General features: G+C 61.6%; 16 protein-coding genes. 13 read left to right on the top strand and 3 right to left on the bottom strand.

Annotated features, from left to right (window positions below):
• Positions 1-123: 123 nt before the first annotated feature.
• The 4 genes from V7787_RS43175 to V7787_RS43160 all read left to right on the top strand — a co-directional run bounded on the left by V7787_RS43175 (position 124) and on the right by V7787_RS43160 (position 3,796).
• Positions 124-1,008, top strand: coding sequence for a heme/hemin ABC transporter substrate-binding protein (locus V7787_RS43175; protein ID WP_198747991.1), 885 nt, complete (start codon positions 124-126; stop codon positions 1,006-1,008).
• Positions 1,009-1,058: 50 nt separating this feature from the next.
• A complete protein-coding gene (locus V7787_RS43170; protein WP_198747996.1) occupies positions 1,059-2,042 on the top strand; it encodes a FecCD family ABC transporter permease in 984 nt (327 codons plus the stop codon).
• Positions 2,042-2,809: a heme ABC transporter ATP-binding protein gene (locus V7787_RS43165; RefSeq protein WP_198747992.1), complete on the top strand. Its 768-nt coding sequence runs from the start codon at positions 2,042-2,044 to the stop codon at positions 2,807-2,809. The genes V7787_RS43170 and V7787_RS43165 overlap by 1 nt, the downstream gene beginning before the upstream one ends.
• A 102-nt stretch (positions 2,810-2,911) precedes the next feature.
• Positions 2,912-3,796: a ChaN family lipoprotein gene (locus V7787_RS43160; protein ID WP_198747993.1), complete on the top strand. Its 885-nt coding sequence runs from the start codon at positions 2,912-2,914 to the stop codon at positions 3,794-3,796.
• A 180-nt stretch (positions 3,797-3,976) separates the two neighbouring features.
• Here the strand turns inward: V7787_RS43160 and V7787_RS43155 are convergent, their stop codons facing one another.
• Entirely contained in the window at positions 3,977-4,255 is a 279-nt protein-coding gene (locus V7787_RS43155) for a TfoX/Sxy family protein (protein WP_010955337.1), read from the bottom strand.
• A gap of 158 nt (positions 4,256-4,413) precedes the next feature.
• Positions 4,414-5,976 carry a bifunctional aminoglycoside phosphotransferase/ATP-binding protein gene (locus tag V7787_RS43150; RefSeq protein WP_198747994.1) on the bottom strand — a complete coding sequence of 521 codons (1,563 nt, stop codon included), beginning with the start codon at positions 5,974-5,976 and terminating at the stop codon, positions 4,414-4,416.
• 115 nt (positions 5,977-6,091) lie between these two features.
• On the opposite strand from V7787_RS43150, the gene mrcB reads away from it, so the two are divergent.
• From mrcB to msrQ, 9 genes are all read left to right on the top strand, one after another.
• Entirely contained in the window at positions 6,092-8,413 is a 2,322-nt protein-coding gene (mrcB, locus tag V7787_RS43145; protein WP_010955335.1) for a penicillin-binding protein 1B, read from the top strand.
• Positions 8,414-8,428: 15 nt separating this feature from the next.
• Positions 8,429-9,229, top strand: a complete 801-nt coding sequence (locus V7787_RS43140; RefSeq protein WP_010955334.1) for a tetratricopeptide repeat protein — start codon at positions 8,429-8,431, stop codon at positions 9,227-9,229.
• On the top strand, positions 9,229-9,561 hold the full coding sequence (locus V7787_RS43135) for a YqcC family protein (protein ID WP_003250034.1): 333 nt from the start codon (positions 9,229-9,231) through the stop codon (positions 9,559-9,561). Before V7787_RS43140 ends, V7787_RS43135 begins: the two co-directional genes overlap by 1 nt.
• A 408-nt stretch (positions 9,562-9,969) precedes the next feature.
• Positions 9,970-11,694, top strand: a complete 1,725-nt coding sequence (locus V7787_RS43130; protein ID WP_064491454.1) for an acetolactate synthase 3 large subunit — start codon at positions 9,970-9,972, stop codon at positions 11,692-11,694.
• Position 11,695: 1 nt separating this feature from the next.
• Positions 11,696-12,187, top strand: coding sequence for an acetolactate synthase small subunit (ilvN, locus tag V7787_RS43125; protein ID WP_003250040.1), 492 nt, complete (start codon positions 11,696-11,698; stop codon positions 12,185-12,187).
• A gap of 56 nt (positions 12,188-12,243) precedes the next feature.
• The gene (ilvC, locus tag V7787_RS43120) at positions 12,244-13,260 is read left to right on the top strand and encodes a ketol-acid reductoisomerase (RefSeq protein ID WP_003250043.1); all 1,017 of its coding nucleotides are present in this window, start codon (positions 12,244-12,246) and stop codon (positions 13,258-13,260) included.
• A gap of 150 nt (positions 13,261-13,410) precedes the next feature.
• A complete protein-coding gene (gene pssA, locus V7787_RS43115; protein ID WP_003250045.1) occupies positions 13,411-14,262 on the top strand; it encodes a CDP-diacylglycerol--serine O-phosphatidyltransferase in 852 nt (283 codons plus the stop codon).
• A 79-nt stretch (positions 14,263-14,341) separates the two neighbouring features.
• Positions 14,342-15,355: a protein-methionine-sulfoxide reductase catalytic subunit MsrP gene (gene msrP / locus V7787_RS43110; protein WP_003250049.1), complete on the top strand. Its 1,014-nt coding sequence runs from the start codon at positions 14,342-14,344 to the stop codon at positions 15,353-15,355.
• A complete protein-coding gene (gene msrQ / locus V7787_RS43105; RefSeq protein ID WP_064491452.1) occupies positions 15,355-15,966 on the top strand; it encodes a protein-methionine-sulfoxide reductase heme-binding subunit MsrQ in 612 nt (203 codons plus the stop codon). Before msrP ends, msrQ begins: the two co-directional genes overlap by 1 nt.
• Positions 15,967-16,325: 359 nt before the next feature.
• On the opposite strand, the gene V7787_RS43100 is transcribed toward msrQ, so the two are convergent.
• On the bottom strand, positions 16,326-16,574 hold a 249-nt coding region (locus tag V7787_RS43100; protein WP_336093796.1), incomplete at its 5' end, for a hypothetical protein.

Here is a 16,574-nt window from a genome sequence, read left to right as displayed (position 1 = left end):
GATGGCTTGACGCTCCAATGCGAATAATTATCAAATTGATCGCATTCGCTGCGCCCGGCTGCCTATGGTGCGCAGTTCCGCCGCTCGCCACAAGGCGTGTAGCCCGTCTTCAGAAGGAACCCGATGATGCGCCGTCCAGCTGCTTTTCTCGCTCTGTGTGCAAGCCTTGTGCTCTCTACCCAAGCCTTGGCAGCCGAGCTGCCGCAACGCTGGGTCAGCGCGGGTGGCGCCTTGAGCGAGTGGATAACCGCATTGGGAGGTGAAGCGCGCCTGGTCGGTGTGGACACTACCAGTCAGCACCCGGCCTCGTTGAAAGCCTTGCCCAGTGTGGGGTATCAGCGGCAGCTGTCGGCCGAAGGCATCCTCAGCCTGCGCCCGGATGTGCTGGTGGGCACCGAGGAAATGGGGCCGCCACCGGTACTGGCGCAAATCCGCAAGGCCGGCGTGCGGGTCGAGTTGTTCTCCAGCAAGGCCGAGCTGTCGGCAGTGGATGAAAACCTCAGGCACCTGGGGCAGTTGCTCGGTGCAGAGCAGCAAGCGTCCGCGCTTGCAGCGGACTACCGCCAGCGGCTCGATGCGTTGCATGCCAACGTCAAGCGGGCCCAGGCCGGGCAGCAGGCTCCTGGGGTGTTGCTGCTGGTCGGCCATGCCGGGGCCAAGCCGCTGATCGCTGGCCAAGGCACTGCCGGTGACTGGCTGCTGGGCCAGGCGGGTGGGAGAAACCTGGCCGCGCACCCAGGCTACAAGAACTTCTCCAACGAAGCCTTGGCGGCGCTTGACCCGGATGTGATCGTGTTTTCCGACCGGGCGCTGGCCGATGAGCAGGCCTTGCAGGCGCTGTTGAAAGAAAACCCTGCGCTGGCTGCCTCGCGGGCCGTGCGTGAGAAACGCCTGGTCTCACTGGACCCAACGTTGCTGGTCGGCGGGCTCGGGCCTCGGCTACCGGCGACCGTGCAGTCGCTGGCAGCCACCTTCTACCCGGCTGCTCAGGCCAGCTTCGCACGATGAAACAACGGGTCCAGTCACGTACGTTGTTCATTAGCCTGAGCCTGCTGTGCCTGTTGGCAATCTGGCTGTCACTGGCGCTGGGGCCAGTCAGCCTGCCGATGTTCGATACGCTGCGCGCTGGCCTGCGCCTGTTGGGGCTGCCCGTTTCCGAAGATGGCCTGCAGCAGGCCGAGATGATCCTTGGTCAGATCCGCCTGCCGCGCACCCTGTTGGGGTTGGCGGTGGGCGCGGTGCTGGCGCTGTCCGGGGTGGCCATGCAGGGGCTGTTCCGCAACCCGCTGGCCGACCCCGGGCTGGTAGGGGTTGCCGCTGGCGCCGCAGTGGGGGCAGCGGTTGCCATTGTCGGCGGCGCCTGGTTTGGCGGCATGCCGGATGCTTTCGCACCTTATCTGCTGTCGTTCTGCGCTTTTGTCGGCGGCCTTGGGGTAACTGCGCTGGTCTACCGCCTGGGGCGCCGTGATGGCCAGACCAACGTCGCCACGATGCTATTGGCTGGCGTGGCCATGACAGCGCTAGGTGGCGCGGCCGTGGGGCTGTTCTCTTACCTGGCCGATGATGCCACCTTGCGCACGCTGACGTTCTGGAACCTTGGCAGCCTCAATGGCGCCAGCTATGAGCGGCTGTGGCCATTGTTGCTGGTGGCGACAGGGGTAGCGGTGTGGTTGCCGCACCGGGCCAAGGCACTGAATGCCCTGTTGCTGGGGGAGTCGGAGGCGCGCCACCTGGGCGTTGACGTGGAACGGCTCAAGCGTGAATTGGTGTTCTGCACGGCGCTGGGGGTGGGGGCGGCAGTGGCAGCAGCCGGGTTGATCGGCTTCATTGGCCTGGTAGTGCCGCACCTGGTTCGCCTGCTGGCCGGGCCCGATCACCGTGTGGTGCTGCCAGCCTCGCTGCTGGCCGGCGGTGTGCTGATGTTGTTCGCCGACCTGGCGGCGCGGCTGCTGCTGGCGCCTGCCGAGCTGCCGATTGGTATCGTCACGGCCTTCATCGGTGCGCCGTTCTTCCTGTTCCTGCTGATGCGAGGGCGCGGCTGATGTTGCAAGTTGAGGGCCTGTATCTGTGCAGGGGCAGCAATGAGGTGCTGCACGACATTCACCTGCAGTTGCCTCCGGGGCAGGTCGTGGGTGTGCTCGGTCCCAACGGTGCCGGCAAGAGCAGCCTGCTGAGTGTGCTGTGCGGTGAACTGGCGCCCGACCGCGGGCGGGTAACGCTGCAGGGCCGCCCCCTGGCCGATTGGGCCGGGCAGGAACGGGCAAGGCGCCTGGCAGTGTTGCCACAGGTGTCCAGTTTGGGTTTCTCGTTTCGGGTGGAGGAAGTGGTGGGCATGGGGCGCATGCCTCATGGCACCGGTCAGCGGCGCGATGCGGAAATTGTCGAAGCGGCGTTGCGGGCGGCAGATGCCTGGCACCTGGTGGCGCGCAGTTACCTGGCGCTTTCCGGTGGCGAGCGGCAACGGGTGCACCTGGCCCGCGTGCTGGCGCAGCTATGGCCGGGCGAGGAGGGCAGCACGTTGCTGCTCGACGAACCGACCTCGATGCTCGACCCGCTGCATCAGCACACCACCCTGGAAGCCGTACGCCATTTCGCCGACTGCGGTGCTGCAGTGTTGGTGATCCTGCATGACCTGAACCTGGCGGCGCGCTACTGTGACCGTATCCTGTTGCTGGAGCAGGGGCGCTGCCATGCGTTTGCCACGCCCGAAGCGGCACTGACCCCAGCGGCCCTGAAGGCGGTGTACGGTATCGACGTACTGGTGCAGGCGCACCCCGAGCGTGGGCATCCGCTGATCATCACCCGTTGATTCTCGAACCGTGCACGGCCTTTGTGGAAGCGACCTTGTCTCGCGACAGGTCCGCCCCCGGGGCAGGCCATTCAAATTGTGGATGACATGGAGTAACTGCCGATGCGACACCCGCTGCTGTCCGGTTTCTCGCTGTGCCTGGTACTGGCGATAGGCGGCTGTCAGGCCAGCCTGCCGCCGTTGCCCGCCTGGCAGAGCAGTGAAGGTCGCACGCACGCCGAGCTGGGAACGATTGTCGACCTGGCCAGTGAGCAGGTCATAAGCCCTGAAACGCTGGTGGAGCGCCTGGCGGACGCACCCCGAGTACTTGTCGGCGAGAAGCACGACAACCCTGACCATCACGCGCTGCAACTGTGGCTGTTGCGCGCTCTGCAAGGCCAGCGTACGCAGGGCAGCCTGTTGCTCGAGATGCTGCAGCCCGAACAGCAATCACGGATGGACAAGCTGGCGGGGCAGCCTTTGCCGGAAGACTTGCCCAAGGCGCTGGCCTGGCAGGAGGGCTGGGATTGGCAGTTGTACGGGCCGATTGTCACCGAAGCCTTGCAGCATCGGGTGACGTTGCTGGCAGCCAACCTTTCGCCTGCCGAGATGCGTCAGGCCTATCGACAGCCGGCTCCGGTGCAGGGCGAAAAGTCCAATGCACCTGCGGTAAAGGCTGCCTTGCTGGAGCAGGTGCGCGCCGGGCATTGCGGGATGCTGCCGGAAAGCCAGTTACCGGCGATGCTGGCCGTTCAGCAGCAGCGCGACCGGCGCATGGCCGAGCGCTTGCAGGCGGCACCGCAACCGGCACTGCTGTTTGCCGGGGCTTACCATGTGCGCAAGGACCTGGGCATACCCTTGCATCTGGCTGACCTGGGGGCATCGGGGGAGAGCAAGGTATTGCTGCTGGCTGAGGTGGGCGAGCGAATCGAGCCTGGCGAGGCTGATTATGTGTGGTACACGGCAGCGATGCCGGAGCAGGATTATTGTGCGCAGCTGCGGCGCTGATCCTGAAAAGGCACAGGCAAAAAAAGACCCGGCAAATTGCCGGGTCAATAACCGTGATTAGCCTGATGAGGAGATAATCTGAGAGTCCGAACCAGGGGCTCTTAGCTTATCCAACCAGTCTCGCGACCAGTTGCGATAATCATAACAATTCTCATTTAGCCGTCAATCCCTTTACCCCGATTATTTGGGTTTTTTTTGCGTAGGGTTTTTCGCGTCCAATTGTTGGTTGAGTGCTTCCTTGCGTTCGAGCGGCAAATCGTTCCAGTGCATGTCCAGCAGGGCGCCTTCAATGGCATACAACAGCACCTTCGATGCACGGAACCCTCGTGTCTTCACGGCCTGGTACGCACCCACCGCGCCCAGGCGGCGCAAATCCGATGCACTGTGGATGCCGGCCGCATGCAGCCACTGCGCAGAAGTCTTGCCAAGGTTCTTCAGATGCTGCAATTCATCGTTCATCGAGCCTCCTTGCGATGGCTGAACGGGAATGGGGGGATAAATCGCGAGCAGGTCTGAGAGGAGTGTAGCGGGCGTTGGGAAATATGCGGCTTTTTGCCATCGGAGGGTGAGCGGCCTGTGCCTGCCCCTTGGCGGGCAGGCACAGGAAGGTGAGGAACTTACAGGCCAGGCAACCGCTGGCGAATCTGCTCGATCACCTGATCCATGCTGCCGGCAGCCTGGGTATCGACGCGGGTGCTGTGCACCAGCTCCTGCGCATCCAGCGCCTCACGGCTGGCCTGCTGGGCCTTGATCACCTCCAGCGTGGCATCCGACGGGTCGCTGTTTTCGGCCTGGCGCTGCTCCAGCCAACTGGCGATGACCGCCTCCGGCGCGTGACAGTCGAGGATGAGGAACGGCACGCCGGTCTGGCTGGCAACGTCTGCCGCAGCCTGGCGTTGTTCACGCTTGAGGTAGGTGGCGTCCAGCACCACCGGGAAGCCGGCGCGCAGCACCGTCGCTGCTACCTCGTGCAGGCGCTGATAGGTCGCTGCGCTGGCGTCCTGGTCGTATATGCCGGTACTCAGCTGGCCGGCGTCGGCCTGCTGTTGTTCGCCGAACAGGCGCTTGCGCTCTACGTCCGAACGCACGCGCACTGCACCCAGGGCCTCGACCAGGCGCATGGCCACGTGACTTTTGCCCACCGCCGAAACACCATGGGTGATGGCCAGCAGGCGCGACGGGATGGCGCTGTAGCTTTCGGCCAGGTTGGCGTAGTTGCGGTAGGTGCGCAGGGTGGTGGCACGCTGAACGCCATCAGCGTCGGCCGGCATGCTGAACAGTGCGACCTTGGCCCGCACCAGCGCGCGGTAGGCTTTGTAGAAGTTGAGCAGTTCCAGGCCTTCGTAGTCCCCTGTCAGTTCCAGGTACTGGCTGATGAAGCGTCGGGCCAGGCACTTCAGGCCGCGGTCTTCCAGGTCCATGGCCAGGAAGGCGGTGTCGGCGTAGACGTCGGTCAGTCGGAAAGGCTCGTTGAACTCGATGCAATCGAAGATCACCACCTTGCCATCGATCAAGGTGGCATTGCCCAGGTGGATGTCACCGTGGCACTCACGGATGAAGCCCTTGGCCTTGCGCTTTTCCAGCAGGCCATGCAGGCGCTCGAAGCTGCTGCGGGCCCAGGCCTGCAGGGCGTCGAGTTGCTGCAGATCGGCTTTGTCGCTGAGGAATGGGCGAATCTGCTCGAAGTTCTGCTCCACCGGGGCCATCACGCTGTCTGGCGTGCCCAGCGGGTGTTCCATCGGCACACGTGGGGCCTGCAGGTGAAACTCGGCAATCTGCCGGGCCATCTGGTCGATGTGCGTGGCGTTCAGTTCGCCATTGGCCTGCAGGGTGTTGAGCATCTGGCCCTGGGGGAACTGGCGCATCTTCAGCACATACTCGATGGCTTCACCTTCGCCACCGATCTGCGGTGCGTCGACGCTACCGGTGATCGGCAACACTTCCAGGTACAGGCCTTCGGTCAGGCGTTGGTTCAGGCGCAATTCTTCGTTACAGAAATGCTGGCGCTGGTCCAGTCCGGTGAAGTCCAGGAAGCCGAAATTCATCGGTTTCTTGATCTTGTAGGCGTATTCGCCAGTGAGCAGGACCCAGGAGATATGCGTCTCGATGAGCTGAAACCCCTCCACGGAGTGAGGGTACAGGGCAGGGTTCTGCAACGCAGTAATAAGAGCTTGGCTCACGGCAAATCCTTCCGGGGCAAGGGAATTCGAATGCGCCATTATGGTCAATGGTGCCGTCCCTGCCTACCGCCGGGCCGTCTGCCCAGCCTTTATAAAGTGCGTATAATCCGCCGCCATGACCCGAACCCGAAATCCCCGCACCCCTCAGAAACGCCCGACCGGCCGCTCCCGCGCCTGGCTGGGCTGGGCTTTGAAGCTCAGCCTGGTTGGCCTGGTGATCGTTGCCGGCTTCGCGGTTTACCTCGATGCCGTCGTCCAGGAAAAGTTCTCCGGCAAGCGCTGGACCATCCCGGCCAAAGTGTATGCCCGACCGCTGGAGCTGTTCACCGGCCAGAAGTTGAGCAAGAACGACTTCCTCACCGAGCTCGATGCGCTCGGCTACCGTCGCGAAAGCGCGGCCAACGGCCCGGGCGCTGCGTCCGTCAACGGCAATACCGTCGACCTCAATACCCGTGGCTTCCAGTTCTACGAGGGCATGGAACCGGCGCAGTTCGTCCGCGTGCGCTTCTCTGGCGATTACGTTGCGGGCCTTTCCGGTGCCAACGGCAAGGCGCTTGACGTGGTGCGGCTGGAGCCGCTGATGATCGGCGGCATCTATCCGAAAAATCTCGAAGACCGCATCCTGATCAAGATTGATCAGGTACCCAAATATCTGCTCGAAACCCTGGTGGCAACGGAGGACCGCGAGTTCTACAGCCACTTCGGCGTGTCGCCAAAGTCCATCGTCCGGGCCATGTGGGTCAACACGTCGTCCGGCTCGATGCGCCAGGGTGGCAGTACCCTGACCCAGCAGTTGGTGAAGAACTTCTACCTCAGCAGCGAGCGCAGCCTCAGCCGCAAGCTTACCGAGGCGATGATGGCGGTCCTGCTCGAACTGCACTACGACAAACGCGAAATCCTTGAGGCCTACCTCAACGAGGTGTTCGTCGGCCAGGACGGTCAGCGCGCGGTGCACGGCTTTGGTCTGGCTAGCCAGTTCTTCTTCAGCCAGCCGCTGTCCGAGCTGAAACTGCATCAGATCGCCCTGCTGGTGGGCATGGTCAAAGGCCCGTCCTACTACAACCCGCGGCGTCACCCCGAGCGGGCCCTGGCTCGCCGCAACCTGGTGCTCGACCTGGTGGCCGAACAGGGCGTGGCCAGCCAGGCAGAAGTCGATGCGGCGAAGAAAATGCCGTTGGGCGTGACCAAGCGTGGCAGCCTGGCCGACAGCTCGTTCCCGGCCTTCCTCGACCTGGTCAAGCGACAGTTGCGCCAGGATTACCGCGACGAGGACTTGACCGAAGAAGGCCTGCGCATCTTTACCAGCTTCGACCCGATCCTGCAGATGAAGGCCGAAACCTCGATGAGCGAGACCTTCAAGCGCCTGGCGGGCCGCAAGGGGGCCGACGATGTGGAAGCGGCGATGGTCGTGACCAACCCTGAGACCGGTGAAGTACAGGCGCTGATCGGTAGCCGCCAGGCAGGCTTCGCCGGCTTCAACCGGGCTATCGATGCTGTGCGGCCGATCGGCTCGTTGGTCAAGCCGTCGGTATACCTGACTGCGCTGGAGCAGCCGAGCAAGTACACCCTGACCAGTTGGGTGCAGGACGAGCCATTTTCGGTCAAGGGCGCTGACGGCCAAGTCTGGCGCCCGCAAAACTATGACCGCCGCCCGCATGGCACGATCTACCTGTACCAGGGGCTGGCCAACTCCTACAACCTGTCGACCGCCAAGCTCGGCCTGGAAGTGGGTGTGCCGAACGTGATCAAGACCATTGGTCGCTTGGGCGTGAATGTCGACTGGCCTGCGTTCCCGGCCATGTTGCTGGGGGCAGGTGGCATGTCGCCGATGCAGGTGGCAACCATGTACCAGACCATCGCCAACGGCGGCTTCAACACGCCGATGCGCGGCATCCGCAGTGTGCTCACCGCCGAGGGCGAGCCGCTCAAGCGCTACCCGTTCCAGATCCAGCAAACCTTCGACCCAGGTGCCATTTACCTGGTGCAGAACGCCATGCAGCGCGTAATGCGCGAAGGTACAGGGCGCTCGGTGTACAACACCTTGCCACGCTCGCTGACCCTGGCGGGCAAGACCGGTACCAGTAACGACTCGCGTGACAGCTGGTTCTCCGGCTTCAGTCAGGATCTGCTGGCCGTGGTGTGGATGGGGCGTGACGATAACGGCAAGACACCGTTTACCGGCGCCACCGGCGCCTTGCAGGTGTGGACCAGCTTCATGAAGAAGGCCGACCCGCTGCCGCTGGACATGCCGCAACCGGACAACGTGGTGCAGGCCTGGATCGATCCCTACAGTGGCCATGGGTCTGATGCCAGCTGTCCGGGAGCGGTGCAGATGCCGTATATTCGCGGGAGTGAGCCGCCGGCCGGCGCAGCCTGTGGCGGCGAGCAGGACCCAGTAGAATCGGTAATGGACTGGGTCAAAGGCTGGATGAATTAAGCACAGGCTGCATTGATGAGGTGTGATGTGAACAAGTGGCTGTTTCCTGCCGTGACGGCGTTGGCTGTGCTCCAGGGGTGCTCCAGCGTCCCGCGTGGCAATATTCCGGTGGTCGATTCGAGCACCCGCGTGTCCAACAGCGAACGCGTGACGGCCAACCGCTCGGCGGGTGGCTATAACGCCGGCACCGCCCAGGCGCAGACGCTGCCGGAGGATTCCGGTGTCACCGTGATGATCCCGCAGGGCGCAGGCGCTTCGGGCATCCAGACGTTCCCGGCGTCCAATGGCGCCGCGCCGATCAGTACCTCGCCGATCACGCCAGGGCCGATCAGTACAGGGCCTGTCAGTTCGGCGCCGATGACCACCAATCCCAACCCGATTGCCGATGAACCCTTCGACATTGCTGCGATGAACAGCACCCCGCAAAGCGCCAGTGCGCCAACCGGTATTCCGCGCAGCGCCGCCGCCGGTGGCCTGTCGGCCGACGAGCAGCTGGACGGTCCTGTGCTGGCACTGTTGACCACTGCGCAGACGCAGCAGGGCAGCGGCGACTTCAACGGTGCCGCTTCGAGCCTGGAGCGTGCCCAGCGCATTGCTCCGCGTGAGCCTCAGGTGCTGTATCGCCTGGCCCAGGTGCGCCTTTCGCAAGGTGATGCAGCGCAGGCCGAGCAGTTGGCGCGCCGCGCCCTGACTTACGCCAACGGCCGCCCAAGCCTGCAGGCAGAGCTTTGGAACACGATCGCCCAGGCCCGTGAAAAGCAGGGTGACAGCGCTGGGGCTGCGCTGGCCCGGCAAAAGGCGCGGGTCAATTCGTGATGATCGAGCAACGCGTGCTGGATATTGCCGACCACCTGCTCTTGATCGAGCGCGAGCTGCAGGTGCAAGGCTGGTGGGATGACGAGCCGCCAAGCGACGAGGCACTGGCCAGTACGGTGCCGTTCGCCGTGGATACCCTCAGTTTTGAGCAGTGGCTGCAATGGATCTTCCTGCCCCGCATGAAGATCATCATCGAGCTGGGCCACCCGCTGCCCAATGCATCGAGCATCCTTGTCATGGCCGAAACCGTGTTTACCGACCGGCCGGAGCAAAGTCGTGAGCTACGCCGCCTGTTGGCAGCTTTTGATCAATTGATCGCTCCTTCCGCCTGATTTCTTCAGTTTTTCCGTCAAGGGCCGCAGATTGTGGCCCTTTTTTTTGGAAATCTTCTTAATTCTGCTGCTGAAGCGATTTTTAGTGGTGGCAGGAATTCATCTTGAGGAAAAATTGGCAATAATTTTTCTTGACTTGTTGGCGCCGAATCACAAGAATCCAACTTCCGCTGTAGAGGGACTGCCAGAAGCAGACCCGCTAAGCAGATCATGAGGTGCACACCCGCGCCGACCTGTTACACCCCGCAACGCGTTACCTCGCGCTGGGTGGGAAACCCCCGCAACACTCTGGGGATCTCCCAATACTTGCTCAGTCAGTGCTGACGTTCGCTCATGCTCTGCTTGGCAGTAAACCTATTAAGACCCGTCCAATGAGGGCGGTATTCTGGCGTTTTAGAGGTGAACAACGTGGAGCTTTTATCTGGCGCTGAGATGGTCGTCCGCTTCTTGCGTGACGAAGGCGTTAAGCACATCTACGGGTACCCTGGTGGTGCTCTCCTGCATGTTTACGACGCACTGTTCAAAGAACCGGAAGTGGAACACATCCTGGTTCGTCACGAGCAGGCGGCCACCCATATGGCGGACGGCTACGCTCGCGCCACCGGCAAGGCCGGTGTGGTGCTGGTAACCTCCGGTCCTGGCGCGACCAATGCCATTACCGGCATTGCCACCGCCTACATGGACTCGATTCCGATGGTCATCCTGTCCGGCCAGGTGCCTAGCACCATGGTGGGCACCGATGCCTTCCAGGAAACCGACATGATCGGTATCTCGCGGCCGATCGTGAAGCACAGCTTCATGATCAAGAACCCGACCGAGATCCCTGAAGTTCTGAAAAAAGCTTTCTACCTGGCGCAATCCGGTCGTCCAGGTCCAGTCGTGGTCGACATTCCAAAAGATATGACCAACCCGGCTGAGAAGTTCGAATACGTCTACCCGAAAAAGGTCAAGCTGCGCTCCTACAGCCCGGCGGTCCGCGGTCACTCCGGCCAGATCCGCAAGGCTGCCGAGATGCTTCTGGCGGCCAAGCGCCCGGTCGTCTACTCCGGTGGCGGTGTGATCCTCGGCGGTGGCTCCGAAGCCCTGACTGAAATCGCCAAGTCGCTGAACCTGCCGGTCACCAATACCTTGATGGGGCTGGGTGGCTTCCCGGGTACCGACCGCCAGTTCCTCGGCATGCTCGGCATGCATGGCAGCTACACCGCCAACATGGCCATGCATCATGCCGATGTCATCTTTGCCGTCGGTGCGCGTTTCGACGACCGCGTTGTAAACGGCCCGGCCAAGTTCTGCCCGAACGCCAAGATCATTCACATCGACATCGACCCGGCGTCGATCTCGAAGATGATCAAGGCCGACGTGCCAATCGTCGGCCCGGTCGACAGCGTGCTCAACGAAATGCTCGGCATCCTCAAGGAAATCGGCGAGCAGCCTGACAAGGCGGCGCTGGATGCCTGGTGGAAGCAGATTGACGAATGGCGTGGCAATGGCGAGTTGTTCCCTTACGACAAGGGCGATGGCAACGTCATCAAGCCGCAAAAAGTCATCGAGACACTGTGCGAAGTGACCAATGGCGATGCCTTCGTCACTTCCGACGTGGGCCAGCACCAGATGTTTGCCGCGCAGTACTACCGCTTCAACAAGCCAAACCGCTGGATCAACTCCGGTGGCCTGGGCACCATGGGCTTCGGCTTCCCGGCGGCGATGGGCGTCAAGCTCAACTTCCCGGATCAGGACGTGGCCTGTGTGACCGGCGAAGGCAGCATCCAGATGAACATCCAGGAGCTGTCCACCTGCATGCAATACGGCCTGCCGGTAAAGATCGTCAACCTGAACAACGGTGTGTTGGGCATGGTCCGCCAGTGGCAGGACATGGCCTACAACGGTCGTCACTCGCACTCGTACGTCGAGTCGCTGCCTGACTTCATCAAGCTGGCCGAGGCCTATGGCCATGTGGGTATCCGCATTACCAGCCTGAAGGACCTCAAGCCGAAGCTGGAAGAAGCGTTTGCGATGAAGGACCGTCTGGTGTTCATCGACATCGCGGTTGACCGCAGTGAGCACGTCTATCCGATGCAGATCAAGGATGGCTCGATGCGTGACATGTGGCTGAGCAAGACGGAGCGTACCTGATATGCGGCACATCATTTCCCTGCTGCTGGAAAACGAACCAGGTGCGTTGTCCCGCGTGGTCGGCCTGTTCTCCCAGCGCAACTACAACATTGAAAGCCTGACTGTAGCGCCAACCGAAGACCCGACCCTGTCGCGTCTGACGCTGACCACCGTTGGCCATGACGAAGTGATCGAACAGATCACCAAGAACCTGAACAAGCTGGTCGAAGTGGTCAAGCTTGTCGACCTGTCGGAAAGCGCTCACATCGAGCGTGAACTGATGTTGGTCAAGGTCAAGGCCACCGGTGCCCAGCGTGCCGAGATCAAGCGCACCACGGATATCTTCCGTGGCCAGATCGTCGACGTGACCGCCAGCGTGTACACCGTGCAGCTGAGCGGTACCAGCGACAAACTGGACAGCTTCATCCAGGCGATCGGCACTGCATCGATTCTGGAAACCGTGCGCAGCGGCGTTACCGGCATTGCCCGTGGCGACAAAGTGCTCAGCATCTAAATCCAAAAAATTAGCGATGGCTCCGCAGGGGCCGAGATATAACCAGGGGTATTTTCATGAAAGTTTTCTACGATAAAGACTGCGACCTTTCCATCATCCAGGGTAAGAAAGTCGCCATCATCGGTTACGGCTCCCAGGGCCACGCTCAGGCGTGCAACCTGAAAGACTCCGGTGTAGACGTTACCGTCGGTCTGCGTAAAGGTTCGGCTACCGTTGCCAAGGCTGAAGCCCACGGCCTGAAAGTTGCCGACGTTGCTACCGCTGTCGCTGCGGCTGACCTGGTCATGATCCTGACCCCGGACGAGTTCCAGGGCGCTCTGTACAAGAACGAAATCGAGCCGAACATCAAGAAGGGCGCTACCCTGGCCTTCTCTCACGGCTTCTCGATCCACTACAACCAGGTTGTTCCGCGTGCCGACCTCGACGTGATCATGATCGCGCCGAAAGCCCCGGGCCACACCGTTCGCTCCGAGTTCGTCAAAGGCGGCGGCATCCCTGACCTGATCGCTATCTACCAGGACGCTTCCGGCAACGCCAAGAACGTCGCACTGTCCTACGCTTCGGGCGTAGGTGGTGGCCGTACCGGTATCATCGAAACCACCTTCAAGGACGAAACCGAAACCGACCTGTTCGGTGAGCAGGCTGTTCTGTGTGGCGGTACCGTCGAGCTGGTCAAAGCCGGTTTCGAAACCCTGGTCGAAGCTGGCTACGCGCCGGAAATGGCCTACTTCGAGTGCCTGCACGAGCTGAAACTGATCGTCGACCTCATGTACGAAGGCGGCATCGCCAACATGAACTACTCGATCTCCAACAACGCCGAATACGGTGAGTACGTCACTGGCCCGGAAGTCATCAACGAAGAATCCCGCAAGGCCATGCGCAATGCCCTGAAGCGCATCCAGGACGGCGAGTACGCGAAGATGTTCATCTCCGAAGGTGCTACCAACTACCCATCGATGACCGCCAAGCGTCGCAACAACGCCGCTCACGGCATCGAAATCATCGGCGAGCAGCTGCGCTCGATGATGCCGTGGATCTCTGCTAACAAAATCGTCGACAAGACCAAGAACTAAGTCTTATCGATAGATGAAAAACGCGGCTTCGGCCGCGTTTTTTCGTTCTGGCATCCAGCTTCTGGTATAAAGCAGACCAGTGGCTCGCTGTCAGAACCTGTTTCGCGGGCCCGTGTCGAACATTTTCCATCCTGTTGCAAGGTACCCTCCATGAGCGAACGTCCCGAAGAGCCGAACAAGCCCTCCGACGCCGAAAGCCTGCTACCTGTCGATGAGCACGTTGAAGAAGGGCATGACGCCGAAGGCCGCAAGGTGCGCCACCGCGGCATCTACCTGTTGCCCAACCTGTTTACCACCGCCAACCTGTTTGCCGGTTTCTATTCCATCATCAGCTCGATGAGCGCACAGAGCGCCCTGAGTGCCGGCGACCCGCGCGAGGCGAGCAAGTACTTCGCTTTTGCCGCTATCGCCATCTTCGTGGCCATGGTGCTCGACGGCCTGGACGGCCGCGTTGCGCGCATGACCAATACCCAGAGTGCCTTCGGTGCCGAGTATGACTCGCTGTCGGATATGGTCGCCTTCGGCGTGGCCCCGGCTTTGCTGGCCTTCGGCTGGGCGCTGGGTGACATGGGCAAGGTCGGCTGGATGGTTGCCTTCATCTATGTGGCCGGTGCCGCGTTGCGCCTGGCGCGCTTCAATACCCAGGTCGGTACCGCCGACAAGCGCTACTTCATCGGCCTGGCCAGCCCGGCTGCCGCAGGTGTGGTGGCGGGCACCGTATGGGCGTTCAGCGACTATGGCATCCAGGGCTCCAAGCTGTCGTTCCTGGTCGCGCTGCTGGTGGCTGCTGCTGGCATGCTGATGGTCAGCAACATCAAGTACAACAGTTTCAAGGAGCTGGACCTCAAGGGGCGCGTGCCGTTCGTGGCGATCCTGGCGGTGGTGCTGGTGTTTGCCGTCGTGTTCAGCGATCCGCCGCGTATCCTTCTGTTGATCTTCCTCGCCTATGCAGCATCGGGGCCGATCCAGTTCCTGCTGAAGGCGCGCCGTCGCAAAGCGTGAAAATCACTTAACGCTGGAATAACCTCACGGCTCCATAGTCTTACTGGTACATCCGTTACTCAGTGCTATGGAGCCGTTCATGCTTATCAAGCTTCCCAGGTCTTCCGAGTGCAAAGCGTCGGAGATCACCCCCGAAGGCATTTACCTTTCCCGTCGTACCCTGCTGGGTGGCTCATTGGCTGGCTTGGCGCTAGGCGCATTGCCGGGCGGGGTGGGCGCGGCGCAAATGTCGCGTTATGCCGATGTGCAGGCTGGGGCCGCGCCGGCCTGGTTCACTGACAAGCTCGCGGCCACGCGCTGGCAGGCGGTGACGGTGAAGGACGAGGCGATCACGCCGTTCAAGGATGCCACACACTACAACAACTTCTACGAGTTCGGGCCCGACAAGGGCGACCCGGCGGCCAATGGCGACAGCCTGAAGACCGAACCGTGGTCCATTGTGGTGGATGGTGAGGTGGGCAAGCCCGGACGCTATGCACTGGAGGACTTCGTCAAACCCTATCAGCTTGAGGAGCGGATCTATCGGCTGCGCTGCGTTGAGGCGTGGTCGATGGTCATTCCGTGGCTGGGGTTCCCCTTGGCTCAGGTGCTCAAGCAGGTTGAGCCGACTTCCAGTGCGCGTTATGTGCGTTTCGAAACGCTGAAGGATCCGCAGCATATGCCTGGGCAGCGTTCTGGCTTCGCCTTGATCGACTGGCCTTATAGAGAAGGGTTGCGCCTGGATGAGGCGATGCACCCGTTGGCAATTCTCGCGGTGGGTATGTACGGCCGGGAACTGCCCAACCAGAACGGTGCGCCGTTGCGTTTGGTGGTGCCTTGGAAGTATGGCTTCAAGAGCATCAAGTCGATTGTGCGCATCAGCCTGGTAGCGGAGCAGCCCGGTACTACCTGGGAAGGGCTGGCGCCGGATGAATATGGTTTCTATGCCAATGTGAACCCGACAGTCGACCACCCGCGCTGGAGCCAGGCGCGCGAACGTCGTTTGCCCAGCGGGTTGTTCAGCCCCAACGTGCGGGAGACACAGATGTTCAATGGCTATGCCGATGAAGTGGCGTCGCTGTATACCGGGCTCGATCTGCGGAAGAACTACTGATGCGTTACCCCTGGTTTCGCTTGGCCATCTTCATCGTAGGCTGCCTGTTCCCGGTGTGGTGGCTATATGAAGCGGCGATGAACCTGCTGGGGCCTGATCCCGGGAAGATCATGATGGATCGCCTTGGGCTTGGGGCGCTTACCTTCTTGTTGGTGACCTTGAGCATGACCCCACTGCAGAAGCTGACGGGCTGGTCTGGCTGGATCGTGGTTCGCCGGCAGCTGGGGTTGTGGGTGTTCGCTTATATAGTGCTGCACATCCTCTGTTACCTGTTCTTTATTCTTGGGCTGGATTGGGGGCAGTTGGCGGTGGAGCTGCGCAAGCGGCCCTACATTATCGTGGGGGCGCTGGGGTTCCTGGGTTTGCTGGTGTTGGCGGTCACTTCGAACCGGTACAGCCAACGGCGGCTTGGGGCGCGGTGGAAGAAGCTGCACAGGTTGGTGTATGCGGTGCTTGGGTTGGGCTTGTTGCATTTCCTTTGGATCGTGCGCTCGGACCTTCGTGAATGGGCGATCTATGCGTTTATTGGGGCTGTGTTGATGGTATTGCGGATACCTGCTGTTGCGCGGGCTCTTCCCAGGGTTGCCAGGAAGCAGGGTAGGGCGGTTTGAGAGTGGGGTGGGGCTGCCAAGGGTCTGCCTTGAGATAGCAATGGCTGTGGAGAGGGCCCGCCTTTGTTTCTCTGGCGTCTGTGAGATCGAGCGCCGCGCGCGTCCGGCTCGAGACATCCATCGCCTGTGAGACCGAGCGCCGCCCGCGTCCGGCTTGAGACATTCACCGCCTATGAGACCGAGCGCCGCCCGCGCGGCGCTTCGCGGGTAAACCCGCTCCGTTTGTTTCGGGCCAGTCCCTCCTGTGCCTGGCGCGCGCGACCGCCTTGTTGGTACGACGCGATATCGAGACAGGCACCAAGGCGTTCGCGCGCGAATCCCACAGGCATAATTGGCCCGAAACAAACGTAGGAGCGGGTTTACCCGCGAAGCGCCGCGCGGGCGGCGCTCGATCTCACAGGCGCTGAAACTGTCGTGGCGAACACTTGGCAGCCCCGATACGGTCTTTCCCCCTTATATTTCACTTTCTTGAAATTAAAGGTTGACGCCCTCTCGAATCCCCTTATAATGCGCCCCACTTCCAGCGACAACGGAACGACAAACTCCTTGAAATTCAATGAGTTAGACAATTCTGAAGGTGCTGTAAGGGCTGCGATCAAATGATCGCC

The sequence above is a fragment of the Pseudomonas sp. CGJS7 genome (genome assembly GCF_036961695.1).
Note: the sequence above shows the minus strand (reverse complement) of the source record. Positions and strands in the feature narration are given on the sequence as shown.

Bases quoted from the DNA above. Each gene is read 5' to 3' on its own strand.
- msrQ (WP_064491452.1), top strand. From the start codon at position 15,355: ATGCGTTACCCCTGGTTTCGCTTGGCCATCTTCATCGTAGGCTGCCTG.
- ilvC (WP_003250043.1), top strand. From the start codon at position 12,244: ATGAAAGTTTTCTACGATAAAGACTGCGACCTTTCCATCATCCAGGGT.
- msrP (WP_003250049.1), top strand. From the start codon at position 14,342: ATGCTTATCAAGCTTCCCAGGTCTTCCGAGTGCAAAGCGTCGGAGATC.
- V7787_RS43175 (WP_198747991.1), top strand. From the start codon at position 124: ATGATGCGCCGTCCAGCTGCTTTTCTCGCTCTGTGTGCAAGCCTTGTG.
- V7787_RS43155 (WP_010955337.1), bottom strand. From the start codon at position 4,255: ATGAACGATGAATTGCAGCATCTGAAGAACCTTGGCAAGACTTCTGCG.
- V7787_RS43135 (WP_003250034.1), top strand. From the start codon at position 9,229: ATGATCGAGCAACGCGTGCTGGATATTGCCGACCACCTGCTCTTGATC.
- V7787_RS43160 (WP_198747993.1), top strand. From the start codon at position 2,912: ATGCGACACCCGCTGCTGTCCGGTTTCTCGCTGTGCCTGGTACTGGCG.
- ilvN (WP_003250040.1), top strand. From the start codon at position 11,696: ATGCGGCACATCATTTCCCTGCTGCTGGAAAACGAACCAGGTGCGTTG.
- pssA (WP_003250045.1), top strand. From the start codon at position 13,411: ATGAGCGAACGTCCCGAAGAGCCGAACAAGCCCTCCGACGCCGAAAGC.
- V7787_RS43140 (WP_010955334.1), top strand. From the start codon at position 8,429: ATGAGGTGTGATGTGAACAAGTGGCTGTTTCCTGCCGTGACGGCGTTG.
- mrcB (WP_010955335.1), top strand. From the start codon at position 6,092: ATGACCCGAACCCGAAATCCCCGCACCCCTCAGAAACGCCCGACCGGC.
- V7787_RS43165 (WP_198747992.1), top strand. From the start codon at position 2,042: ATGTTGCAAGTTGAGGGCCTGTATCTGTGCAGGGGCAGCAATGAGGTG.